The sequence below is a fragment of the Staphylococcus sp. LCT-H4 genome (assembly GCF_001866145.1).
GTDB lineage: Bacteria > Bacillota > Bacilli > Staphylococcales > Staphylococcaceae > Staphylococcus > Staphylococcus succinus.
This window is the reverse complement of record NZ_MODY01000001.1, coordinates 501146-526153: the sequence shown is the minus strand read 5'-3', so window position 1 is coordinate 526153 and position 25008 is coordinate 501146. Positions and strand designations below refer to the sequence as shown.

21 protein-coding genes are annotated in these 25008 nt (G+C 33.7%); 12 read left to right on the top strand and 9 right to left on the bottom strand.

The window, feature by feature from the left end:
- The first annotated feature begins 11 nt into the window (after window positions 1–11).
- Together xylE and BK821_RS02465 are read left to right on the top strand one after the other, a co-directional pair.
- Entirely contained in the window at window positions 12–1403 is a 1392-nt protein-coding gene (gene xylE / locus BK821_RS02470; protein WP_071331109.1) for a D-xylose transporter XylE, read from the top strand.
- Window positions 1404–1629: 226 nt separating this feature from the next.
- Entirely contained in the window at window positions 1630–2619 is a 990-nt protein-coding gene (locus BK821_RS02465) for a Gfo/Idh/MocA family protein (protein WP_071331108.1), read from the top strand.
- 340 nt (window positions 2620–2959) lie between these two features.
- Here BK821_RS02465 and larC read toward each other — a convergent pair whose 3' ends face one another.
- From larC to BK821_RS02435, 6 genes are read right to left on the bottom strand one after another with little or no spacing between them, the layout of a single operon-like run.
- Complete coding sequence (larC, locus tag BK821_RS02460; RefSeq protein WP_071331107.1) at window positions 2960–4135, bottom strand: nickel pincer cofactor biosynthesis protein LarC; 1176 nt, start codon at window positions 4133–4135, stop codon at window positions 2960–2962.
- Window positions 4136–4152: 17 nt separating this feature from the next.
- Window positions 4153–4911 (bottom strand): nickel pincer cofactor biosynthesis protein LarB, encoded by a 759-nt coding sequence (larB, locus tag BK821_RS02455; protein WP_046837494.1) that lies wholly within the window; start codon window positions 4909–4911, stop codon window positions 4153–4155.
- A 16-nt stretch (window positions 4912–4927) separates the two neighbouring features.
- Window positions 4928–5758 (bottom strand): ATP-dependent sacrificial sulfur transferase LarE, encoded by an 831-nt coding sequence (gene larE / locus BK821_RS02450; protein WP_071331106.1) that lies wholly within the window; start codon window positions 5756–5758, stop codon window positions 4928–4930.
- Between the two features lie 17 nt (window positions 5759–5775).
- Window positions 5776–7038 carry a nickel-dependent lactate racemase gene (larA, locus tag BK821_RS02445; RefSeq protein ID WP_046837496.1) on the bottom strand — a complete coding sequence of 421 codons (1263 nt, stop codon included), beginning with the start codon at window positions 7036–7038 and terminating at the stop codon, window positions 5776–5778.
- Window positions 7039–7062: 24 nt separating this feature from the next.
- Entirely contained in the window at window positions 7063–8208 is a 1146-nt protein-coding gene (locus tag BK821_RS02440; RefSeq protein WP_071331105.1) for a 2-keto-3-deoxygluconate permease, read from the bottom strand.
- Window positions 8209–8233: 25 nt separating this feature from the next.
- The gene (locus BK821_RS02435) at window positions 8234–9364 is read right to left on the bottom strand and encodes a glycerate kinase (protein WP_071331104.1); all 1131 of its coding nucleotides are present in this window, start codon (window positions 9362–9364) and stop codon (window positions 8234–8236) included.
- Window positions 9365–9498: 134 nt separating this feature from the next.
- Here BK821_RS02435 and BK821_RS02430 point away from each other — a divergent pair, with 134 nt between their 5' ends.
- Window positions 9499–10578, top strand: coding sequence for a CdaR family transcriptional regulator (locus BK821_RS02430; protein WP_071331103.1), 1080 nt, complete (start codon window positions 9499–9501; stop codon window positions 10576–10578).
- A 162-nt stretch (window positions 10579–10740) separates the two neighbouring features.
- Here BK821_RS02430 and BK821_RS02425 read toward each other — a convergent pair whose 3' ends face one another.
- Window positions 10741–12141: an amino acid permease gene (locus BK821_RS02425; protein ID WP_071331102.1), complete on the bottom strand. Its 1401-nt coding sequence runs from the start codon at window positions 12139–12141 to the stop codon at window positions 10741–10743.
- Window positions 12142–13332: 1191 nt separating this feature from the next.
- Here BK821_RS02425 and ppdK point away from each other — a divergent pair.
- The 3 genes from ppdK to BK821_RS02410 all read left to right on the top strand — a co-directional run bounded on the left by ppdK (window position 13333) and on the right by BK821_RS02410 (window position 17361).
- Window positions 13333–15966, top strand: coding sequence for a pyruvate, phosphate dikinase (gene ppdK / locus BK821_RS02420; RefSeq protein WP_071331101.1), 2634 nt, complete (start codon window positions 13333–13335; stop codon window positions 15964–15966).
- Window positions 15959–16774, top strand: coding sequence for a pyruvate, water dikinase regulatory protein (locus tag BK821_RS02415; RefSeq protein ID WP_071331100.1), 816 nt, complete (start codon window positions 15959–15961; stop codon window positions 16772–16774). Before ppdK ends, BK821_RS02415 begins: the two co-directional genes overlap by 8 nt.
- A gap of 170 nt (window positions 16775–16944) precedes the next feature.
- Complete coding sequence (locus BK821_RS02410) at window positions 16945–17361, top strand: VOC family protein (RefSeq protein WP_046837503.1); 417 nt, start codon at window positions 16945–16947, stop codon at window positions 17359–17361.
- A gap of 146 nt (window positions 17362–17507) precedes the next feature.
- Here BK821_RS02410 and BK821_RS02405 read toward each other — a convergent pair whose 3' ends face one another.
- Window positions 17508–18401 (bottom strand): LysR family transcriptional regulator, encoded by an 894-nt coding sequence (locus BK821_RS02405; RefSeq protein WP_046837504.1) that lies wholly within the window; start codon window positions 18399–18401, stop codon window positions 17508–17510.
- A gap of 110 nt (window positions 18402–18511) precedes the next feature.
- On the opposite strand from BK821_RS02405, the gene BK821_RS02400 reads away from it, so the two are divergent.
- Genes BK821_RS02400 through BK821_RS02385 form a run of 4 tightly spaced genes read left to right on the top strand, consistent with a single transcriptional unit; the run spans window position 18512 to window position 21252 of the window.
- Window positions 18512–19096, top strand: a complete 585-nt coding sequence (locus tag BK821_RS02400; protein WP_046837505.1) for a non-oxidative hydroxyarylic acid decarboxylases subunit B — start codon at window positions 18512–18514, stop codon at window positions 19094–19096.
- 26 nt (window positions 19097–19122) lie between these two features.
- The gene (locus tag BK821_RS02395; RefSeq protein ID WP_046837506.1) at window positions 19123–20553 is read left to right on the top strand and encodes a non-oxidative hydroxyarylic acid decarboxylases subunit C; all 1431 of its coding nucleotides are present in this window, start codon (window positions 19123–19125) and stop codon (window positions 20551–20553) included.
- A gap of 1 nt (window position 20554) precedes the next feature.
- Window positions 20555–20782 (top strand): non-oxidative hydroxyarylic acid decarboxylases subunit D, encoded by a 228-nt coding sequence (locus BK821_RS02390; RefSeq protein ID WP_046837507.1) that lies wholly within the window; start codon window positions 20555–20557, stop codon window positions 20780–20782.
- Window positions 20783–20796: 14 nt separating this feature from the next.
- On the top strand, window positions 20797–21252 hold the full coding sequence (locus BK821_RS02385; protein ID WP_046837508.1) for a pyridoxamine 5'-phosphate oxidase family protein: 456 nt from the start codon (window positions 20797–20799) through the stop codon (window positions 21250–21252).
- A gap of 214 nt (window positions 21253–21466) precedes the next feature.
- Here BK821_RS02385 and BK821_RS02380 read toward each other — a convergent pair whose 3' ends face one another.
- A complete protein-coding gene (locus BK821_RS02380; RefSeq protein WP_046837509.1) occupies window positions 21467–22012 on the bottom strand; it encodes a helix-turn-helix domain-containing protein in 546 nt (181 codons plus the stop codon).
- A gap of 87 nt (window positions 22013–22099) precedes the next feature.
- Between BK821_RS02380 and BK821_RS02375 the strand changes: the two genes are divergently transcribed.
- Complete coding sequence (locus tag BK821_RS02375) at window positions 22100–23284, top strand: CynX/NimT family MFS transporter (RefSeq protein ID WP_071331099.1); 1185 nt, start codon at window positions 22100–22102, stop codon at window positions 23282–23284.
- A 178-nt stretch (window positions 23285–23462) separates the two neighbouring features.
- The gene (gene cls / locus BK821_RS02370) at window positions 23463–24947 is read left to right on the top strand and encodes a cardiolipin synthase (RefSeq protein ID WP_071331098.1); all 1485 of its coding nucleotides are present in this window, start codon (window positions 23463–23465) and stop codon (window positions 24945–24947) included.
- Window positions 24948–25008 lie beyond the last annotated feature (61 nt).

The window sequence follows — 25008 nt, the reverse complement described above, 5'->3', positions numbered from 1 at the left end:
GGGATGGGAACATGTCATCTTATAATAATAAGAAGTTTATCTTTACTATTGCATTAATAGCGACATTAGGTGGATTGTTATTTGGTTATGACACTGCGGTGATTTCAGGGGCTGAGCAATCATTACAGAAATATCTAACAGCTGATTATGGAAGTTTTATCCATGGTATGACTGTCTCAAGTGCTTTAATAGGGTGTGTCATTGGTGGATTATTATCTTCAAGTTTTTCCAGCCGATTAGGTCGAAAGCGTTCATTACAAGTAGCTTCAGTGTTGTTTATTATTTCTGCATTATTGTCTGGGTACCCAGAGTTTATATTTTTTGAACCTGGACAATCAACTTTAGGGTTATTGTTAATGTTTAATTGCTATAGGATTTTAGGGGGCATTGGCGTTGGATTAGCTTCTGCAATTTCGCCAATGTATATCAGTGAAATATCTCCTTCCTCGATAAGAGGGACACTTGTGTCATGGAATCAGTTTGCGATTATATTTGGAATGTTAGTTGTATATTTTGTAAACTATGGTATAACATTTGGAGAAACACAACAGTGGATTGATTCAACAGGCTGGCGTTATATGTTTATGACAGCCGCTTTACCAGCAGTGCTATTTTTCGTATTACTATTCTTTGTGCCAGAGACACCAAGATATCTCACTTTGGTGAATAAGAATGAAGATGCGCTTTCAGTACTTAATAAAATATATCTTTCAAAAGAACATTCACAAAAAGTGTTGAATGATATTTTATCAACTAAAAATAAAAAAACAGATGTAAAAGCACCACTATTTAGTTTCGGTAAAACAGTGATTATTATCGGCATTGTTTTATCGATTTTCCAACAATTTATAGGTATCAATGTTGCGCTGTATTATGCACCTAGAATTTTTGAAAACTTAGGTGCAGGAGGACATGCATCGATGATCCAAACTGTAGTAATGGGGTTTGTAAATGTAATATTCACAATCATTGCTATCATTTATGTAGATAAGTTTGGACGTAAACCTTTATTGATTATTGGATCAACAGGTATGGCAATAGGCATGCTTGGTATGAGTATTTTAACTGCTAATGGTACGTTTGGTGTTATAACATTAGTCTTTATGGTTATTTATACAGCTTCATTTATGATGAGTTGGGGACCAATTATCTGGGTATTATTGTCAGAGATATTCCCGAATAGAATTAGAAGTGCAGCAATGGCTTTAGCTGTAGCTGTTCAATGGCTTGCGAATTTCACAATAACATCTACATATCCTTTTATGATGGATATCAGTGGGACGATGACTTATGGTTTTTATGCATTGATGAGTATTTTATCAGGCATATTTATTTGGAAATTTATCCCTGAAACAAAAGGTAGAACATTAGAAGAAATTGAAGATATCTGGAAATCTGCTTAATCATTTAAAGAAGAGGTTGGGTCAATGGTTTGTATTGGTATACCGTTCAACGGATATCAGTGCGTAAACTATTAATGTCCCAGCTTTTTTTATATGAGTATGAAAAAATGAATTAATTAAATCATATTTAGAGTAAAGAAACTTATTAAAATTGACAAAAATATGATAACGATTATGCTTACTAGTAAGTGTAATATAAATTTTCTAGTTAAAAGGGGTATAGAATATGAATATTGGTATAGTAGGCGCAGGTAAAATTGTTAAAGAGGCATTGCCGATTATGGAACAAATTCCAGATATCGTCTTTCAAAGTATTGTTTCGTCAGGGCGAAATCCTCAAAACGTTGAAGCCTTACAAAAGCAATTTAACATTAAAACAGTATATGAAGATTACGATAAATTTTTAGCAGATGAAAATATAGATACTATATATTTAGCAGTACCAAATCACTTACATTTTACATATGCTCGAAAAGCAATTGAACAGCAGAAAAATGTGATTTGTGAAAAACCATTTACTTTAACAAAAGAAGAACTGGAAACGTTGAAATCTCTAGCTGAAACACATAGTGTAATCATTATTGAAGCGATTACGAATCTTTATTTAAGTAACTTTGATGTCTTGAAGCAATCACTAAAAGAAATAGGAACATGTAAAATTGCGCAATTTAACTATTCACAGTATTCTTCAAGATATGACAACTTTAAACAAGGTATTATACAACCTGCTTTCGATCCTCAAAAAGGTGGTGGCGCATTGATGGACATTAACGTTTATAATATCCATCTGGCCATTGGGCTTTTCGGTATGCCTAAAGGTGTGGCGTATTTTGCAAATGTAGAAAACCATATAGATACGTCTGGCATTTTACAACTTGATTATGATGGAATGAAAGTGGTTTGTATCGGGGCAAAAGACTCAAGTTCTGATAATCAATCTTATATTCAAGGTGAAGTAGCAACGATCCAGATAAAGGGCCCAACGAATGAACTCAATGAGTTTGAATTAAAATATCATACCGGTGGTACACAAGTATTTAAAGTGAATCAACATGAACACCGAATGTATGAAGAATTTGTAAAAATCACTGAAATTATTCAAAATAAAAATTACGACTTTGTGCGTCAACAGTTGGAACATAGTATTCATGTGATAGAGGTATTAGAATTAGCCTTAGATAGCGCGAATATCAAGGTAGGACCTTCTTACAAATAATTAAAAGAGGATGGGGTATAAATTTCATCCTCAAAATAAAAGACTAATCCATATGAGAATGGATTAGCCCTTTTTATATTTAAAATAAAGAAGAGAAAGTGACGAGCAGAAGAAATAAAGTAATATACATAAATGTAAGTATGAAGGGAGCGGAGCATAGGAGAGCGCCCGCTTCTTTTTTTATTATTTTGATTTATATTTCTTAACGAAAATCAAATAGAATAAACCAAGCAAAAGAATACTAACTAACACAAAATGTATCTTATTCATCGTACAGAAAGGGCGCTAACATCTTACGCATAGCGCGATATATTATAAACCTTGCTTTTGTTTATAGACATTAATTAGTCATAATATGATTTTTAATTTCATTTTGTATATGATTGTATACATTTGAAAATGATTCGTCAGACTGGAGCGCTGCATTTTTTACATCTTCAAATTCAGGTTTTGCTTTAATGATTTGATCTTGAAATATGCCTAATTTCACTGAAATTTCACCATACTTAGTATGTATCTTTTGGAATTGACGCTGCAGAATTTTGCGATGAACTGCGAAACTTCTCAAGCCTAAAGAAGTAGTGTGTCTCAGTATATAGTTTTCGAAGTGTTGCGCATTTTCAACACTACATAAGACGGTAAGTTGTATAGCAGGTCTACTTTTTTTCATAGTAACGGGTGTGTAGTAAGCATCTAATGCACCGTCATCTATGACTTGTTCAATAAAAAAACCTAGCATTTCTGGTGTCATGTCATCGATTTGGCACTCAAGTACTTGAACTTGTGTGGGAGTACTTTTAGTTTCAGTATATTGTATTACACGTAAGACATTGGGAAAATCAAAGTCCTTTGTCCCCCCTCCATAGCCAATATGTTCCATAGTGATAGCAGGTAAAGCGCAAACATCGGAAACCAAAGCTTTAATAAACCCCGCCCCAGTTGGTGTTGTAAGTTCGCTATTAACATCAAATGAAGCAAGTGGAATACCTTTAAGTATTTCAGCAGTAGCTGGTGCAGGGACAGGATATATACCATGGGCGATATTGATTTTTCCGTTACCAGTGGGTATTGGGGATGCATATATTTTATCGATCTCTAAAGATTCAAGTGCAAGGCACCCCCCGATAATATCGATAATCGAATCCATGGCACCAACTTCATGAAAGTGCACATCTTCTATAGGCATACCGTGAATCTTAGCCTCTGCTTGTGCGATGATTTCAAAGATATCTAAACTTCTTTGTTTAACACGTTTAGGTAAGGTGCTTTGTTTAATGATTTTAAAGATATCTGAAGCTTTACGATGGTGATGTCCATCCTCAAAATCAATGGATAAAGTTGTTGCTTGTATACCTTGTTTATTTTGAATTGAAAAATTAAGTTTAAAATTACTCAAAGGTAATTGTTGCAATTGTTGTTCAATATAATTTGTATCTGCACCTAAATCAACTAAAGCAGATAATAGCATGTCACCGGCGATACCCGCGTGACAATCAAGATAAATAGTTTTTGTCATTGCAATTCACTCCGCTTCTAATGACTTTCAATCATTTTAACAATCATGGCAGCGTTATATCCGCCTCCAAAGCCATTATCGATATTCAACACACTTGTACCAGGCGCACAACTATTAATCATAGCTAAAAGGGTAGTAACACCTTCTAGATTCGCGCCATATCCGATACTCGTTGGTACTGAGTATAAGGGATGATCAACCAAACCTGAGACTACACTAGATAAAGCGCCTTCCATTCCAGCAATTACAACGGATACTTTTCCTTTACGAATTGCCTCAATATGTGCGAATAGGCGATGAATTCCTGATACACCAACATCGTAAAAGCGTTGCACAGAGACACCCATAACTTCAGCAGTAATCGCAGCTTCTTCGGCTATCGGCAAATCAGACGTACCGGCACAAATAATTGAAGCATAGTGTTTGGTTTTTTCGATAGAGTCTATAGGTGTGCATACAATATTGGCAATAGTATGATATTCGAGTTGTGGATAATGTGCGATAATAGCATTTGCTTTTGACTTATCGATACGCGTAATCAATATAATTTCATTGTGCTTCAATAAACTCTCAATAATTTTAATTAATTGAGCTTTAGTTTTACCTTCTCCAAAAATGACTTCTGGAAATCCTTGACGTTTCTTTCTATGCAAATCGATTTTAGCAAAACCAAGTTCGTCGTAGTGACTTAACTGCTGTTTTGCTTCGTCAATCGAAAGCGTATTATGTTTGACTGCTTTAAGCAAGGATTCAATTGGATCATGTTTTTCAGTCATAACTGTGCCACCTTCACTATGTTATAATTTCATTGTGCGTTTGAATAACTTCGTTCATACTACCTGTGCGATAGCCTTCCATGTCTATCGTCACATAATCAAAACCAAGCGCTTTTAAACGTTGTGTGATTTGTGTTCGAAGTTGGATAATTGTAGAAATATCATTTTCAGGCACTTCGATTCTGGCAATATTATGATGATAACGCACTCTTACATTATCTACGCGTAAATTTAAAATGAATTTCTCGGCTTCATTCACTTTATTTACTTTAGCAAAAGTTAAAGTTTCTCCATATGGGATACGGGAAGCTAAACTACATAAGGCCGGTTTATTCCATACTGGGAGGCCATTAGATTTGCTGATTGCTCTTACTTCTGATTTATATAAGTTAGATTCTTGTAATACACTTCTAACGTTGAATTCAGTTCTAGCTTTTAAACCAGGTCTGAAATCATCTAAGTCATCCATAATCATACCGTCTAACACATAATTAAAGTGATTAGCTACTCTGATATTTTCAAGTTGTGTATACAATAAGCGTTTGCTGTAATACCAACTTTCCGGAGTGTTTTCAATAATATAAGGGTTTTTTAACTCTTCTATTTCAGTTTCAGTAACATGCGCATTTAAATTTTCCGCTAAGCGATAGGCTTGTTCAAATTCTTCATTTCTAAAAAGTTCAGATTTTACTATAACCGCTTTAACATTATCAGTGCCTAAAACGTCGATGGCTTTTTTTAGTACAAGGCTACTATCGACACCGCCAGAAAAAGCAACAATGACACGTTCCATGTCACTTAAGATAGTTTCCAATTGTTGTTCTTTATTCATTATTTTAGTTAACATAGTTTTTCCTCCTATAATTATGATTCTACATATGGAATCGTAAGTGGACCCAAAGGCATCACGCCAATAGACATATCTTGCCCATATTTATGTTCAAGATCTTCGAGTGTGTCAGCGATATTATGAATAGGATGTATCATCGCATCTCGTGCTTGTTGGTCGCTAAGCGTTGAATATAAATAAACGTCTGCAAAATTTTGAATAGAGGCTTGCTTTTGAACTTGCCATTGATCAAGCATCCCAAATTTAGGGTCATTAATCATATCGAGTAATTTCTGTGGCGAATCTGCCATTTTCAAGATTTCAGCAAAATTACCATGGTCAGGATATCCATCAATACACTCTGAAAACATAATAATGCTACCGCCTTTTTTAACAACTTTATGTGCCGCACTCATGCCTTTAACGGTTTGATATAAATTTTGGTCTAATGGATAACCTGAATTAGAAGCTATAACAACATCAAAGCGTTTTTCACACTTGAACATTGCATGTGCTTTAGCATATTCACAGCCTTTATCATGTGCTTGATATAACTCTCCAGAAAATACTGCAGTAATATTCTTTTCCTTATTTAATGTAACGTTAAGCATAAAGTCCGGTTTACACATAGCATTTATTTCCCGGGTCATATTTTGTACGGGATTGTCATACATATTGCCCCAAGTAGAACGTATATCACCAATCATCTTAGCATTATGAAAAGTCATAATTGTTTCGATACCAGCAATTCCTGGCATGATGCCTTTAGGGCCACCTGAAAATCCAGCAAAGAAATGAGGCTCAATAAAACCAGTGACAATCTTAAAATCAGATTCTACATATTCTTTATTTAAATAAACGTCACAACCATATCGACTATGACCGACTTTTTTCAAAGCAGCTTTATCATTACAGTGGTTATGGACAATCTTAACTTTATTAACGATATCTTCGCCAAGCATTTGAATGAGTTCATCTCGTGTTTGATCACGATGTGTACCAGTTCCATTAATAATGACAAAATTTTCTATAGGTACATGGCTCAGTGTTTCTATGAGTAAAGGTACTAAAATGTGATTAGGTGTAGGACGAGTAATATCGCTTATCACAATTGATACAGTTTGATCAGATCGAACCATTTCTTGTAAAGGTTTAGTGCCAATAGGGTGTTGTAAAGATGATTTAATTGCTCCAATATCATCGTCAAGTGCTGCTATATTTTGGGGTTCAATTAGTATGCTGTGTTCAGGTAAATCTAATTCAATTTCAGATTGACCATATAATATATTTGTTTTCAAAATGGGCCTCCTTAACTTTTGAACTTAATTTCGGTACTGATATCGAGATGCAGTTACCTGTTTTAATTTATAAAATTTTGGTTTAGTTTTTTTAAAATGTTCTTCTGTACCAATAATTCCTTTGTTTTTTTGATATTTATCTATTAAAATGACGCCAATTGGACATAGTATCGCTGTTGTAATAGAAGAAATTGAAATTTGTGCTGTAGCGATGGGGGCTACTTTTTCTATCATTTGAAATTCACTATGACTTAAATTACCATTAGCTAAAGCTGTTGAAGCTGCAGCTACAACAGCTGCAGGTGTAGAGACTGCATTACCTGCCGTAGATGCTTCTGAAATCGGAGCGATGACGCTTTTTTCTTTAAATAATTTGAATGCTAAAATACCTGTAATTGCAGTACCAATAAATGTTAAAACTGCTAAAGTTAAACCACCAGATAGCACAGAAAAATTAAAGAATTCAGCTAAATTCATGCCTGCTCCTAGTGAAAAAGCAAAAAAAGGTATGAGTATAGATTCCCCAGGTCTTAAAAAATCCGAAATCTTAGAATCTAAATTACCTAAAATCATACCTATACTCAGTGGAAGTAGGACTGAAATAAATGAAATTATCGGGAAACTTGTACCTATAAAGCCTAAAGATATTAACGTCAGTAATGGGCCGTCATTTATTGCTAGTATAGATAATCCACCTATATCCGAACGGTTTCCATATGAACTAGTCAAAGCTGCATACATACCGCTATTACTATTAGTCATTGCAGCGATGATAGCTATAGTAGATAATCCAAACAAGCCTGACCATGGATCAAATATACTACCGAGCAATAGACCGACACCTAATCCAGAAAAATATTTCGTAGATGTAAGTAATATACCCTTTTTTAAAGCTTTACCACCGATTTTTAAGTTCATTTGGCTCCCTACGCAGAAGATAAAGAGCGCAATGAGTACTAAAGAACTATCTTTAAATAGTTCTTGGGAAAATCCACCAATTTGCAACATTTCATAATTGCCATTTTCTGTTTCAGGTGCGCCTAAAAATTTTAATGTATTCATAATAATAGGTAAATGTAATTGATCAATTGTATTGATAGTAGCTCCTAATAGTAATGGAACAACCATTAATCCCCCAGGTATTTTTTCTATTGTATCTTTGATTCTCATAACAAACATCCCCTTAAATATGTGATTAGTTATGGAAAAATGTTCTTACAATATTCTTAGTTGCTTTTTTTATTAATTTTTCCGAATTTGCTATTGTCTCTGCAAGTGACCTTGGACCATCCGATAAACTAAAAGCACTAACTACACCGAAATCTTTATATTGTTCAATGTCTATATCCACAGTACCTCCGATAAAAATAACTGGAACATTATAGCGTTTGGCACATTTCGCAATCCCTATAGGTGTTTTCCCAAAAAATGTTTGAAAATCTATTTTGCCTTCACCGGTAATTAGTAAATCTGCATTCGGTAAATAGCTTTCTAAATGAGCGTGGGCAATAACGACTTGGATTCCATCTTCAAAATGACTTGGAAAAAATGCTTTGAAGGCACCACCAAGTCCTCCAGCAGCACCAGCCCCTGGTAGGGTATGTAGACGAATACCTGAGTAACTTTCTATGATATTTGCCCAATGTGCCATATATTTATCTAGTTGTTGGCGCTCAATTTCGGAAGCACCTTTTTGTTTGGCAAATACATGAGAAGCACCATCCGGACCAATGAATGGATTTTGTACATCTGTAGCGATTGTAAATTCACTGTGTGCAATACGAGCATCGAAAGAAGATAAATCAATTTGCTTAATATGTTGTAAGTTACCGCCACCAAAATTGATCTGATTACCAAAATCATCTATTAACTGTGCACCTAACGCTTGTAACATACCAGCGCCACCATCATTCGTTGCAGAACCACCGATAGCTAAAATAAATTTAGTATATCCATTGTCTAAAGCATGTTTAATTATTTCACCAGTACCAAAAGTTGTAGTCAGCATAGCATTTAAGCGATGCTCTGGAACATGCTTTAAGCCAGATGCTTCTGCCATTTCAATGACACATGTTTCGTTATCGCCTAATATTCCGTACTGTGCACGCACTTTATTACCTAGCGGACCGGTTACATTAACGGGGATAAATTGGCCAGTAGTAGCATTAACTAAAGCTTCCATAGTTCCTTCGCCACCATCTCCGACAGGTAAGGCGTGTATCTCTGCTAATGGATAGACTTCTCTGATACTCTCAGTCATAAATTGTGTCACTTCTGTAGCTGACATACTTCCTTTGAATGAATCTGGAGCTAGAATAATTTTCAATTTAAACACCTCTTTGTAAGCGATTTCTTTTTGCGTTGTTATTTTATTGTATCGATTTAATTTTGGTCAGAATAGGGTTAAAATGTACAAATATAGTGCACTGAATTTGTATAAAAAGGATAGGGGATAATCGTATGGATGTCTTAACAGCAGATATAGCAGCATTAATCGTTGATGAAACTGTAAAAAGAACACAACACAATATCAATATAATGAATTTTAATGGAGAAATTCTTGCTTCTTATGATAAATCAAGAATTGGCACACGTCATGAAGGGGCATGTATGGTTATCGAAGAAGGGCGAACAATGGTATTTTCAGATACTGAGAGTGAAGGTATGCAAGGTACACAAGCAGGTGTGAATTTACCGATTATTTTTCAAGATAATATCGTTGGTGTTATAGGAATTACAGGGGATCCTAAAGCATTGGAGCAAATAGCAGATCTCGTGAAAATGTCCACAGAACTATTACTGTATCAAAATTATTTTACATATGAATTGGAAGGTAACATACGTAGTCAGGAATTATTAGTTGAAGAATTATTGAAAAGTGAACCCTCAAAATCTTTCATTCAGTATTTAACCCAACAATTAAATACACAGTTATATACTTTTAGAAAATGCATTATTGTTAATATAGAGAAGCAAATATTTTCTAAAAATAGTATTGTTCGTACGTTAGCAAGTCAATTGGAGACGCAATCTTTTATTATTGCATTTACAAATTCCAATAGAATTGTCATTTTAATTACAGGCGAGGTACAAAATGAACTCGACTTTAAAGTTAAAAATATATATCAAATCTTTAAGAGATTAAAGTTAGATATTCAAATGGCATCAAGTCTTGTATTTAAGCATTTAAAGGATTTTAAAAATGCATATGAAGAATGTGAACTTGTCTTTATGTTAAACGAGCACAATCAACCATTAATGTCATTTGAAGATGTTGAAGAAAAAACACTACTTTACCAAATTGATAAAGAAATTAGAGAGCGCTATAAGAAGCGAGTACTTGGTTCACTAGATTTACAAAGTATTGAAACACTAAAACACTTTTTTAAAAATGATTTAAACATTGCCAAAACCGCTAAGTATTTATATATTCATCGTAATACATTACTTTATCGCTTAGAAAAATGTGAAGCAATAACAGGATTAAATCCTAAAAAATATGCAGATGCTTTAAAATTACAAATAGCGCTGTGGTGCTAAGATTAAAATATGATATAACCGGAATGGTGGTAAAGATTTACTCTATAAAATTTAGTTAATCAAAAGCCCCCACTATTTAAACAGTGAGGGCTTTTTAAAGTGTCTTACGTATTGTGTATGATTACGTTTAACTAGAGCGTTAAACGTGATTAGATTACAATGTTACTCTAGGTTTTCAGTAAAGAGTTCAGCATCATTTTTATTTTTTGATGACATTTTTGTGCTTATTAAAATATAAAGCGTATTGAATGCTACAAATGCGATACCAATGATAACGGAGATCCGCGTTTCACTGTTAAAAATCATACCTATAACAACTGCAATGAGCATAATAAAGGTGATGATATTTGAATAAGGTGCAAAAGGCATTTTAAATGGATGATTCTTAATTTTTTCTTTCTTTCTGAAATATAAATGACTAATTAATATAGCAAACCAAGGCACCATACCAGGGAACACACCAGCACTAAAGACATAGACAAATATATTAGTACCTTTACCTAAAATAAGCGGTAAAAGAATGTTGAGTAATACGCCACCCAAAATACCAACACAAACTGCGATGACTGAATAATAAGGAACGCCGTTAGCATTTGTTTTTTGAAATATTTTAGGTGCGTGATTTTGTTTAGATAAAGTATATAACATTCTACTCGTACTAAATATACCTGAGTTACAACCAGACATAGCTGCAGTGATGACCACAAAGTTTATAATCGTAGCAGCTGAAGTAATACCAACTTTTGTAAAAGTAGCTACAAAAGGTGAACCCAGTTCACTAATAGCATTCCATGGATAAACAGTTACGATAATAAATATAGATCCAATATAAAATATAAGAATTCTCCATATTACACCATTGATAGATTTGACGACTGTTTTTTGTGGGTTTTTAGCCTCTCCGGCAGTCGTTCCTATTAACTCAATACCGATATAAGATCCAAATATAATAGATAGTGAAAAGAAAAAGCCAGTAAATCCGTTTGTAAAGAATCCGCCATGACTCCATAAATTGGATAGACCTATTGGATGGAAACCATTGCCAATTCCAAAGAATACAATACCCAATCCAGCAATAATCATTAAAATAATAGTTATCACTTTGATTAATGCAAACCAAAATTCAAATTCACCAAACCATTTTACTGAAACCAAATTGGCAGTTAATAGTAAAAGGACAACAATCAGTCCTGGGACCCAGCCAGGTAAATCTGGCCACCAAAACTTCATGTAAGAGCCAACAGCTATGACCTCACTCATGCCTACGACAATCCAATTAAATATACTACTACTTGCTGTTATGTAACCAATAGAAGGGTGAATATAATCGCTGGCAAACTTAGCAAATGAACCAGTATCGGGATATGTATATACCATTTCGCCTAATGCTCTCATAATTAGAAAAACAAATACACCTGCAATCAAATAGGAAAGTATGACTGAAGGGCCTGTCCATTTAATCGTACTAGATGCCCCCATAAATAATCCAACGCCAATAGTTCCTCCAAGTGCAATCATCTGTATTTGTCTAGAAGTTAATTCTCTTTTTAATTCGGTCTTCATAAAGATTCTCCTACTTTTAAATAATAAAATCACTAACTTTACATTATTTACTTAAAGTTATTCTTCCTATTATATCATTTGTATAATAAATATATATATATAAACATTTTGTTAACGCTTTATTTATAAACTGAATGAATGGAGCCTCATTAGAAGTGTATTTATATTTAAATTTAAATTAGTTTTGCCTTTTCAAATAGAATCAAAACAACCTCTAAAAGGAGGGAATTTGGAAGAATTGATTGCGATATTTCTAATTATAATAAGTATGGATAAAAATTAAATAAAAAATGAAAAAAATAATTTTACAAACTTCATGAACGACAATATAATAAAAATAAGTTATTGCTAAATAATTCTATAATTTTTACAAAAAATATTTTATAGGTAAAATATCAAGATGATTAACTTGGTAAAGTAGGGCGCCCACAGTGAATTATTGAGTAGTAACGTAGATCAATGGCATGTCATTGATTTAGTTTATATCATAAGGAGTGTGAGTAACATGAATTGATAAGAATTTTATATTATGAAATGTATCCATTACTTAAGACGCAAGTTAAAAAATATATTACACTACATTTAGCATAGAAAACATTGAATTATAATATTAGTATGTCATAAATAGTATAATTCAAACATATTTCCTCTTAATACTACGAAAGCAATGATTATATATTAAAAACTTACCCATTTCAGACTGTTGATTGATAGTTGAACCGTCGAATTGAATGAATTAAACCACCATTATCGTCTCCACATATCAAATAATATTAGTTTAAGTTATCTATTTATCCCACTTTACAATTTCTTTTTAAATATATCGACCAGTTTATAACCAGAATAACAAATTAAAATAGGACAATACTTATATTGAAAGCGAATAAGATGATATGAAGGTGACATAATGGAATATTATAGAAAATGCGTATGATTAAGCCCCCAATATTTGTGAAATCATAATTGAAGCGTATTTAATGCGATATGGATCATTCAATACTGACAATAAGCTGGTGGAATGAGAAGTCCCGAGTAACGATACAAGTTGCTCGGGACTTTTTTTATGAAGGATTATGAGTAACAAAAGAAATATATTTTGTTAAATTTCAATATATGAGTTGTCATTTTCATAATATTATGACATACTCTATAACAATTAGTATAACATATTTAGGAGTAGAGGTGTTTAGTATGACAAAATACATTTATGCATTTGATGAAGGTCAGAAATCAATGAAAGATTTACTTGGAGGTAAAGGTGCAAATTTAGCTGAAATGAAACGATTGGGTTTACCAGTACCAGATGGGTTCACGCTTACAACAGAAGCCTGCATAGAATACTTGAAGCATGATTTAAAACTTCCAGAAGCTTTAATGGATCAATTGGAGACACAACTAGAAGCATTTTCACAACGTACAGGAAAGTCATTTTCTTCAAACGAACAATTATTACTCGTATCTGTACGTAGCGGTGCAAAGATATCTATGCCTGGTATGATGGACACAATTTTAAATTTAGGATTGAATGATGAGAACGTAGAAAAATTATCTGAGAAAACGAACGATTGCCGCTTTGCGTATGACTGTTACCGCAGATTGTTACAAATGTTTGGCCAAGTTGTATATAACATTCCTATGGCATCTTTTGATACATACTTTGAGGAATATAAACAACAGCATAGTTATCAAAATGATGCAGATATTCCTGCTGAAGGATTACAAGAAATTTGTAATTATTTCAAAGAAGTATATTTAAATGAAGTTTACAAACCATTTCCTCAAAAACCATTAGAACAATTAACAGAAGCAATCGAAGCTGTATTTAAATCGTGGGATAATGATCGGGCACGTGTCTATCGTCAATTAAACGAAATACCGCACGATATTGGTACTGCAGTTAATATTCAAGAAATGGTGTTTGGCAATAGTGGAGAGCGAAGTGGTACAGGTGTTGCATTTACTCGAAATCCAGTAACAGGTGATGCAAAATTATTCGGAGAATATTTGTTAAATGCACAAGGCGAAGATGTAGTAGCCGGCATTCGTACACCTAAAGATATTGAGACATTAAAAAACCAAATGCCACATGTACATCAACAATTTTTAGAAGTTTCTCAAAGATTAGAGACGCACTATAAAGATATGCAAGATATTGAGTTTACAATCGAAAACGAGCAACTCTATATTTTACAGACGCGTAGTGGGAAACGTACGGCTCATGCAGCAATACACATTGCAGTCGATCTAGTTGAAGAAGGGATATTGACTCAATCAGAGGCTGTTATGAATGTTGAAGTTAAATCTATAGATCAATTGTTACATCCAAGCTTTGATGCACAGGCTTTACAACAGGCAACTATAATATCTAAACTTGGCTTGCCTGCTAGCCCTGGGGCAGCGAGTGGTAAAATCGTATTTTCAGCTGAAGAGGCTAAAATACAACACGAACAAGGTGAACGAGTGATATTAATGCGTCCTGAAACATCACCAGAAGATATTGAAGGGATGATTGCTAGTGAAGCAATTGTAACGACACATGGAGGTATGACCTCTCATGCTGCAGTAGTCGCAAGAGGTATGGGGAAATGTTGTGTGACAGGATGTTCTGATTTAGAAATAAATGTCGTGGATAAAGTTGTTAAATATGGTACAGGTACCTTAAAAGAAGGGGATATGATTTCTGTCGATGGTGCTAAAGGTGATATTTACTTTGGAGAAGTGGCAACGATGAAGGCAGAACGTAGTCATGCATTTGAACAATTCATGAAATGGTCCAAAGATATAGCACGGTTAGATGTACGTATGAACGCTGAAACGCCTCAAGATATCCAAGCTGGGTATCAGTTTTGCGCTACAGGTATTGGGTTGGTTCGTACAGAGCATATGTTCTTTGGGCCGGAACGATTAGTTGAAATGCGACGTTTTATTTTGTCAGATACACGAGAAAAACGTATTGAAGCATTAAATCAAATTAGAGAATACCAAACTGAAGATTTCGAAGAGATATTAAGGTTATCTGGATCACGCCCTACAATTATTAGGTTATTGGATCCACCATTACATGAGTTTTTACCGAAGTCAGAGGAAGAAAAGGCAGTAGTTGCAAAGCAATTAAACGTTTCAGGTCGAACTTTGACACAATATATAGAAAGTTTAGAAGAGGTTAATCCGATGTTAGGACATCGAGGTTGTCGTTTAGCAATTACGTATCCTGAACTTTATATTATGCAGACGGAAGCAATAATTAAGAGTGCACTATACCTAAAATCTCAAGCCATTCATTGTCAGCCAGAAATTATGATACCACTTGTTTCAACAGTATCAGAATTCACGATATTAAAAAATCAAATTAATGAACGTATTGAAACGCTATTTGAAGAGCACGGTGAGTCACTCCATTACCTCATTGGTACGATGATAGAAACGCCACGTGCATGTCTTATTGCAGGTGATTTAGCAAGAGAGTGTGATTTCTTTAGTTTTGGGACAAATGATTTAACTCAATTAACGTTTGGTTTCTCACGTGACGATGCCGGTAAATTTATTGGAGCATATGCTGAACAAGGTATTTTGGATACAGACCCTTTCCAGACTTTAGACCAACACGGGGTAGGCCAACTTGTGAAAACTGCGACAGAACAAGCAAAAGCGATTAATCCTACAATTAAAATAGGCGTTTGTGGAGAATTAGGTGGAGACCATAAATCAATACAATATTTTAATACATTAGACATTGATTATGTATCATGCTCACCATTCAGGGTATCAGGAGCCTTGCTTTCTACCGCACAAAGTGAAGTTAAAGGCGGTCGATTACGTGTATAGTAAAACCTCCAATCCACAACTAAGGTTATTTGTTGTATCTGATTCAATTGGTGAAACAGCACAACGTATGATACATGCTACATTGACACAATTTCCTGATTTAGCACAAATTGAAATAAAAAAGTATCCATTTATTAAAAATGAAGAAGAACTATTACAGGTGTTAAATCGGGCACAAATACAGTCAGCAGTAGTGGTTACGACGTTAGTGAATCCTGCTTTCAATAAAGTTGGGCAAGATTATGCGCGTGAACACAATATTCCATATGTAGACTATATGTCAAATTTAATAGGTATTATTCAGCAACAGACCCATTGTTCACCTATCATGGAAAGCGGTGCATTACGTAAGCTAGATGAAAGTTACTTTAAACGTATAGAAGCAATAGAGTATTCTGTAAAATATGATGATGGCAAACATTTTACAGATATAGGGGAAGCGGATGCTTTAATCGTAGGTGTATCAAGAACTTCTAAGACACCATTGAGTATGTATTTAGCTAATAAAGGATATAAAGTAGCTAATATTCCATTAGTTCCAGAAATTGATATACCAGATGAAGTATTTAAATATAAGAATTTAAAGGTATTTGGTTTAACTGCTAGTCCACATTATATTTTAAATATACGTAATGAGCGGGTTAAAGTATTGGGGCTTCATGGTCCAACAAATTATAATAGTATAGAACGAATTAAAACAGAGTTAACATATGCAGAAGAAGTTTTTGAAAAATTAAATGCAACTATTATTAATACTGAATATAAATCTATTGAAGAATCGGCATTTTATATTGAAAAATTTTTATGAGCGTATCATTATTTAAGCATTGAACGCTTTGATTATTTTATATAGAACTATTTTAAAATATGTTATTTAAGCGGTTGGATTGTGTTTATTAATTACAAATGACTGTCCTGTTATTATTTGGGTATTGTCATATAAGTGTGTTTTTAAACACTATATAAGGAGTGAATATTATGCTCAAAAGTGTGACGCCATATTTATTTTTTAATGGTACATGTAAAGTAGCGCTCGATTTTTACAGTGAGGCATTAGGGGGTAGTATCAAAGAAATAATGACTTACGGAGAGGCTAATCAACAAGTTACAGATGATTTCGATCGAATTATTCATGGACAACTTGAAATTGATGGTCAAATGTTTATGTTATCAGATATTCCTAAAGATGACTCAACGATGTTAGAAGACCGAAATGTTTATATTGTTTTAGAATTTGATAGTGAATCAGCAGTAACAGAAGCGTACGAAAGGCTTAAGGATGGCGGAGAAGTACAAATGGAATTAGCTGATATGTTTTGGGGAGCAAAGTATGCCAAACTTGTAGATAAATATGATATTGGTTGGGATTTAAGTTACACATATCCAAAGTCATAATAATTACTGTGTGATTTTAGAATGGTGACAAATAGTATTACATTATTAAAACTAAAGACACTTTCATTGAATCCAGTATATGGATATCAATGAAAGTGTTTTTTTAGGTGTCAAAATAAAAACGGTAGTAAGAAGAAATAAAACATTTAAAAGATGTCATAGTCTCTATTTTCATTTAAATAGGTTTGGGCAATTTTAGGTGTGTAGCTGTCTTTTCGCCAAGCAATTTTAGTTTTTGTAATCCATGGATTAGATTTAATACGCTTGATTGTGTAGTTATTTAAAATATCTGACGTTATCGTAGCGGAGGGGAGTATGGTTACGCCAACGCCTTTAGATAAAAGTTGTATTAGCATAGAAGAATCATGACATTCACATAGAATATTAGCTTTTAACTTACGCTGAGTAAAACTATTTAAAATTTGTTTGTGCAAACCAGAATCAGTATTTGCTACTAATAGCACTAAAGGTAAATTAGCTAATTCTTCAACAGAAATTTCTTCTTTAGATATACAGACATTAATGTTTTGAGGGACTACGCAAACGCAATAATCATTCATAACTGTTTCAGTAATTATACCATCTGCTTGAACATCTTCGGTTATATAAGCCACATCTATTTTTCTTTCTTTTAATAACTGAAGTAAGCGAACACTATCTGATTCCCATATGTTAAATCTTACATGTGGTTTATCTTGCTTAAACGCTTCAATTTGATTAAACATGATTTGAGAGCTGTAGATAGTAGTACCTATGGCGAGTGTTTGGTTAATTTGTTCATGATATTCTCGAGATTCTACAAGAGAATCTTCCAATATATTTAATAGATTTTTGGACTTATTTAAGAAAAATTGACCCTGTAATGTTAGTGTTACTTTTTTCTTTTTATTTCTTTCAAATAAATCAAAACCTAGTTCACTTTCTAAATCTTTAAGCTGTCTACTCAATGGTGGTTGGGCAATATGCAAATTCTCTGCTGCTTTCGTGATACTCCCAGCTTCAGCAATCGCTAAAAAATAACGTAAATGTCGTAATTCCATTTACAAATAACCTCCTTAATACCTTAAAAGTATATAAAGCATATTTAATATATATTTATTGTATTATATCTATTACTTTTATACTAATTGTTGAGAGGAGCGTTAAAGTAATGAAATTAATTATTGGTATTTCGGGGGCCACAGGAGCAATTTTTGGCGTTCGCTTATTAGAAATATTGCGAGATGTTGAAGATGTTGAAACACATTTAGTAATGTCCAACTGGGCAAAGACTACAATCATTGAAGAAACAAATTATAGTGTAGCAGAAGTCCAATCATTGGCTGATTATCAATATTCACCAAAAGATTTAGGGGCTGCTATTTCTAGTGGATCTTTCCACATTGATGGCATGATTGTAGCGCCGTGTAGTATGAAATCTCTTGCGTCAATAAGCATAGGGTTAGCAGATAATTTAATTACGCGTGCTGCAGACGTGATGCTCAAGGAAAGCAAAAAAATAGTCTTAATGACGCGAGAAACGCCATTAAACCAAATACATTTAGAAAACATGTTGAAATTATCACAAATGGGAGTAACTATTTTCCCACCAATGCCAGCTTTTTATAATCATCCTAAAGATTTAGCAGATATGATTGATCACATTATATATCGGTTGATTGCACAATTTGGTATTGATCAATTACCTCAAGAAAAAGTTTGGACGGGGTTTTCGAATAAAGCACAACATATTTAAATATATTCAGAAAGGGAGATACAATAATGGCTTACAAAGATTTAAGAGGATTTTTAGATTTGTTAGAAGCGGAACAGCAATTGATTAGAGTAAAAGATGAAGTTATGCCAGAACCTGATTTGAGTGCGATTGGAAGAAGCGCACCAGATATGGAAAGTGCACCTGCAGTACTAGTAGAAAATATAAGAGGCTATCATACGCCTGTGGTTTTAAATGTACATGGCAGCTGGCAAAATCATGCATTAATGCTTAACTTACCTAAAAATACACCTACCAAAGATCAATTCTTTGCTTTAAAAGAAAAATGGGATAGATATCCGATTAAGCCTAAATGGGTGGATGCGAAAGATGCACCAGTAAAGGAAAATATTATAACTGAAGAAGATGGAATAAATTTATTTGATGTATTACCACTATTTAGAATAAATGAATTTGATGCAGGATTTTATTTATCTAAAGCTCTAATTGTTAGTAAAGATCCTAATAAACCTGATAATTATGAAGAACAAAATGCTGGAACATACCGTGTTCAAGTTAAAGGCAAGGATAAAGTGGGGATTCAACCGTTACCATTCCATGATATTGCTGTACATTTACAACATGCAGAGGAAAAAAATGAGCGTTTACCTATAGCGATTTGTCTTGGTAATGATCCGGTATTGAGTTTTATGGCAAGTACACCAATTGAATATGTTCAATCAGAATATGACTTTGCAGGTGCTCTAAAAGGGGAACCGATAGAACTAACGAAAAGTGAGTACGGCAATTTAGATATTCCCGCACGTAGTGAAATTGTGTTAGAAGGATATATAGAGCCACGTGAACGTGAGATAGAAGGACCATTTGGTGAATTTCCTGGTAGTTACTCAGGTGCAAGAAAGCAACCTATTGTAAAAATCACGAAGATTACGCATAGAGATAATCCAATATTTGAAAACTTGTATCTCGGTATGCCATGGACTGAAATTGATTATCTTATTGCTTTGAACACAAGTTTACCGCTATATAAACAATTAAAAAGAGATTTTCCAGAGGTAGAAGCAGTAAATGCTATGTATACACATGGTATTGGAGCAATCGTGTCTACTAAATCTAGATTAGGCGGTTATGGTAAAGCGGTGGCCATGCGTTTACTATCAACACCACATGGAATGCCATATACCAAAATAGCCATTATAGTAGATGAGTTTGTGGATCCATTTAATCTTGAGCAAGTGATGTGGGCGCTAACAACACGAGTTCGACCAGATAAAGATGTTTTTAAAGTGCCTTATGCACCAGGAATGCCATTAGATCCGTCTTCTGAACCGGCTGGACTGCACACGAAATTAGTTATTGATGCTACAACACCAGTAGGTGCAGATATTGGGCGAGATACTGAATTACTTGGTACACCTAAAGATGCGAATGAATGGAAAGAAAGACTTAGTCATTTAAATAGAGGAAAGGAAGATTAATATGATATGTCCAAGATGTGATTCAGAAAAAGTAGAATTGTTAACGACAGCACCTAAAGATAATGCCTGGGAAGTCTATATATGTGAGACTTGCACATTTTCTTGGAGAAATACAGAAGGTGAAAACATTACTAATCCTGAACAATATAGCTCTAAATTCAAATTAAAACCAGAAGAATTTGAGCATTTAGATCAAATTCCACCTATTCCTGATTTGATTAATAAATAAGCGAGGTATAGATTATGAATTTACCTAAAGAAATTATTGAATTATTAAACGGGCAGGACTTAGAAGACAAAAAACATTTAGTTATGATGTTACAGTCTATTACAGCTGAAGGATACCCACATACAGCTATGGTGAGCGTAGGGGAAATTGTTGCTATAGATTCTGATAATATAAGAATAGCTTTATGGCCAGATACCCAAACAGCACAACGTTTAGTTGAAACAGGAAAAGGCAGTCTTGTTATTGTTTACGCTAAAAAAATATATTATATTGAATTGGATTTAAGCGTATTACCTAGCTTGAACAATGAAATTTATTGTAGGTTACGATTTGAAGCATCGGTCAAAACAGTAAAAGAAGATAATGCAAAATATGCAGAGATTATTTCAGGTATATCAATACAATTATATGACGCTGAAAATGTCGTTGAACGCTGGAAAGTAACTGTGAAAGAGTTGCTTGATGCTTAAAATAATTACAGAAATTGTAATGGACAATAGTTTGTATAGAATAGTTTGTTGAGTCATAATTATAATTTAAAATAGGCCAGTTCACTTGTCAAAAAGTGGACTGGCCTATTATTGGATGGAATTGACTTGGTGAAAATAAACAGTACATATGCGCACTTTATTTTTCAAGAAATATATATATACTATTAACACTTGTAATATATAAGTATAAGAATTATTGATAGTAAATTGTAGCAGTAAATACGACTGTTTTATCTAACGGGTTAAAGTATGTGTGTGTGACATCACTTTTAAAACGAAACGCTTGATTACTATTTATTGTATATTTTTCAGAATTAATCGCAATTTCCAACTGACCAGCACTTACAATAATGTATTCTTCAGATTCTGGATGATGAGGCTCGGAAATCATTTTTCCACCAGGTTCAATTTGCATTTTAAACATTTCGAATTTTTTTTGATCATCATACGGAAAGTAAGGATAGATAGCGACTTGGTCTTCGATAATTGGGATAATGTCGGATTCATCGATAAAGTCTATACTTTCATCATTTACAGCAGTTAATTGTGACAATGATAAATGCAAGCCGTTGGCAATTTTCCATAAAGTAGTAATGGTCGGATTAGAAGCGCCTTTTTCAATTTGACTTAACATATTTTTGCTGACGCCAGTCATTGTTGCTAATTTATCTAAACTGAGTTGATGCTTTTTACGATAATTTAAAATATTTTTAGCTACTATGTTTTGGATATTATACAAATAATCGCTCCCTATTTACATTATAACGTACATATTGTACCATATAATGTGTTGTTTTTAAAAAATAAGTTTTAAGGCGGTCAAAAAATGGACTCATATAAGAAAAATAAACCAGTTAATTGGTTATTATTTATAGGCATATTATTAGTTGCAGCAAACCTTAGAGCACCTATTACATCTATTGGTGTTGCGTTACCTGATATAAAAACGGATTTAGCGATGTCTAATAGTGCCGTTAGTGTGATAACGGTTGTTCCATTATTAGCATTTGCAGTGATTTCTCTATTTGCGGCGAGAACGAGTAATAAGTTTGGATTAGAGAAAACCATTTTTGTTGCATTGTGTCTTATACTTATCGGCATAATTGTAAGGTCAATCACTGGCATTTCATGGCTTTATATAGGTACCGTGTTGATTGGTGTTGGGATAGGTTTTGGCAACGTGCTTGCACCAGCAGTAATCAAATCAAAATTCCCATTACATATTGGGGTAATGACAGGTTATTATACAGTCGTGATGAATGTATTTGGTGGCCTATCATCTTATGGTACAGCTCCTTTAGTTAAAGCGTTTAATTATAATATTGCTATAAGTGCAATTGGTGTGATTACGCTACTAACACTAGTCGTTTGGTCATTTCAAATAAAAGGCAAGCAAGAAACTGCTACGGCACTATCGTATGAAAGTGTCAATGTATGGAAATCCCCACTATCGTGGCAAATTACGATACTCATGGGTGGGCAATCTCTTATATTTTATTCTTTGATTAATTGGATGCCAGCTTATTTATCACAAAATGGACTCTCTATTAGCGAAGCGGGTGCGTATCTATCTATAATGCAAATAGCTATTATCCCTTTTACTTTTATTACACCAATATTCGCAACAAAAATGAAATCACAATTTCTGTTGACGTTTATTACCGGACTACTCTTTGTTGCAGGGGTTGCTATTATGCTATTTATGCCAACACTTGCAATTATTTCTACTATATTAATAGGTATTGCAGGAGGATTGGCATTTGGATTGGTGAATACGTTCTTTAGTTTAAGAACAGAGCACATACAAACATCAGCGAAACTATCAGGTATGGCCCAATCGGTTGGCTATCTTTTTGCAGCATTAGGCCCGTTATTATTTGGTATATTACATGACTTAACAGGACAATGGCTTGCTTCATTAAGTATATTATTGATTACAGCGGTTGGTATAACTTTATTTGGTTCGCAAGCAGGGCGTAATCGCACAATAGAACAAACATTGAAAAAATAGTTTTATTATATTTATAAATAAATCTAGATAAAACATAATAAATAGCAACTGTATGCACTTTAGAATATAATGGAAACCATTCATAGTAGGTAACAGGTGTATAAAAAATGCATTGCTTACAGAAATTATTATAGAAAATTTATAGTGGAGATGAAAAGAGAAAGTATGAGGTGATTTGATGCAACTAATATTTGACGCAAGTGTAAGCCCGATATATCGAGGTGTATTAGCTTTTTTCTTTATAATTAATATTGTTTTAGCTTTATTAATTGTATTTTTAGACAGAGATAGAAGGGATGCAACTGCAACATGGGCTTGGTTGTTCTTGCTTTTTGTTATGCCAATCCTAGGTTTCATCGCCTATATATTCTTTGGACGAGGCATTCGTAAAAAACGTGAAAAGGGATTTCAACATAATCAAATTGAAGATGGAATGAATAGGGTGAAAGCACAACTCCAAGATTCAACGAATCATATCTTTAATTCGGAAAACCCGATTGTTAGAAAGCATGCAGATATTGCCCAAACGTTAATGTCTAAAGAATCATCATTTTTAAGTAATGATAATAAAGTAGACATCTATACAGATGGTCATGATTTATATGATCAAATGAAAGCAGATTTACGTAATGCCAAAAGCTATATTCATATGGAATATTATGTTTTAGAATTAGATGGTTTAGGTACCGAAATCATAAATATTTTAGAACAAAAGGCTAGTGAAGGATTAGAAGTTAAATTACTTTATGACGCAGTAGGATCTAAAACGGTACATAAATCAAAATTTAAAAAATTTCAATCTTTAGGTGGACAAGTTGAAGCCTTTTTCAAAGCTAAAATTCCGTTTGTGAATTTTAGAGTGAATAACCGAAATCATCGAAAAATAGTTGTCATTGATGGTATGACGGGATATGTAGGCGGTTTTAATATCGGTGATGAGTACCTAGGTTTAAATGAAAAATTTGGCTATTGGAGAGACACGCATCTCAGAGTTAAAGGTGACGGCGTTGATGCATTACAATTAAGTTTTATTCACGATTGGAATTCACAAGCAAAACGAGAGCAATTGGATTATAATGCGAAATATTTCCCAGATAACGCACAACAGGGCGGGGATGTATCTATGCAAATGGCGGTCAGTGCACCAAGTGACAATTGGCACCAAATAGAATTTGGTTATATGAAAATGATTATGAATGCTAAAGAATCTATATACATGCACAGTCCATATTTTATACCTGATAAAGGTTATATCAATGCATTACGCATTGCAGCTAAATCCGGTGTCGATGTCCAATTAATTATTCCATGTAAACCGGACCATATTTTTGTTTATTGGGCTACCATCACTAGTGTGGCGCAATTGATAAAAGATGGGGTTAAAGTGTACACATATGAGAATGGATTTATTCATTCGAAAATGATGATTATAGATGATGAAGTTTCAAGTGTAGGGTCATCAAACATGGATATCCGTAGTTTCGAATTGAATTTTGAAATTAATGCTTTTATGTATGATGAACAAATTGCTAAAAAACTAAAAGCTGCTTTCTTTGAGGATTTAAAAGTATCGAAGGAGCTTACTATAGAACGTTATGAACAACGTTCTAATTGGATCAAGTTTAAGCAAGCTATAGCAAAGTTAGCATCACCTATTTTATAGAATGAAATTGAATGTTATTAATGAATGAGTATTTTAAAACAGTGGTTATCGAGAGGATAAT

Bases quoted from the DNA above. Each gene is read 5' to 3' on its own strand.
- BK821_RS02390 (WP_046837507.1), top strand. From the start codon at position 20,555: ATGATATGTCCAAGATGTGATTCAGAAAAAGTAGAATTGTTAACGACA.
- BK821_RS02425 (WP_071331102.1), bottom strand. From the start codon at position 12,141: ATGAAGACCGAATTAAAAAGAGAATTAACTTCTAGACAAATACAGATG.
- BK821_RS02430 (WP_071331103.1), top strand. From the start codon at position 9,499: ATGGATGTCTTAACAGCAGATATAGCAGCATTAATCGTTGATGAAACT.
- ppdK (WP_071331101.1), top strand. From the start codon at position 13,333: ATGACAAAATACATTTATGCATTTGATGAAGGTCAGAAATCAATGAAA.
- BK821_RS02405 (WP_046837504.1), bottom strand. From the start codon at position 18,401: ATGGAATTACGACATTTACGTTATTTTTTAGCGATTGCTGAAGCTGGG.
- xylE (WP_071331109.1), top strand. From the start codon at position 12: ATGTCATCTTATAATAATAAGAAGTTTATCTTTACTATTGCATTAATA.
- larC (WP_071331107.1), bottom strand. From the start codon at position 4,135: ATGACAAAAACTATTTATCTTGATTGTCACGCGGGTATCGCCGGTGAC.
- BK821_RS02385 (WP_046837508.1), top strand. From the start codon at position 20,797: ATGAATTTACCTAAAGAAATTATTGAATTATTAAACGGGCAGGACTTA.
- BK821_RS02395 (WP_046837506.1), top strand. From the start codon at position 19,123: ATGGCTTACAAAGATTTAAGAGGATTTTTAGATTTGTTAGAAGCGGAA.
- larB (WP_046837494.1), bottom strand. From the start codon at position 4,911: ATGACTGAAAAACATGATCCAATTGAATCCTTGCTTAAAGCAGTCAAA.
- BK821_RS02440 (WP_071331105.1), bottom strand. From the start codon at position 8,208: ATGAGAATCAAAGATACAATAGAAAAAATACCTGGGGGATTAATGGTT.
- BK821_RS02465 (WP_071331108.1), top strand. From the start codon at position 1,630: ATGAATATTGGTATAGTAGGCGCAGGTAAAATTGTTAAAGAGGCATTG.
- BK821_RS02400 (WP_046837505.1), top strand. From the start codon at position 18,512: ATGAAATTAATTATTGGTATTTCGGGGGCCACAGGAGCAATTTTTGGC.
- larE (WP_071331106.1), bottom strand. From the start codon at position 5,758: ATGTTAACTAAAATAATGAATAAAGAACAACAATTGGAAACTATCTTA.
- BK821_RS02375 (WP_071331099.1), top strand. From the start codon at position 22,100: ATGGACTCATATAAGAAAAATAAACCAGTTAATTGGTTATTATTTATA.
- BK821_RS02410 (WP_046837503.1), top strand. From the start codon at position 16,945: ATGCTCAAAAGTGTGACGCCATATTTATTTTTTAATGGTACATGTAAA.
- cls (WP_071331098.1), top strand. From the start codon at position 23,463: ATGCAACTAATATTTGACGCAAGTGTAAGCCCGATATATCGAGGTGTA.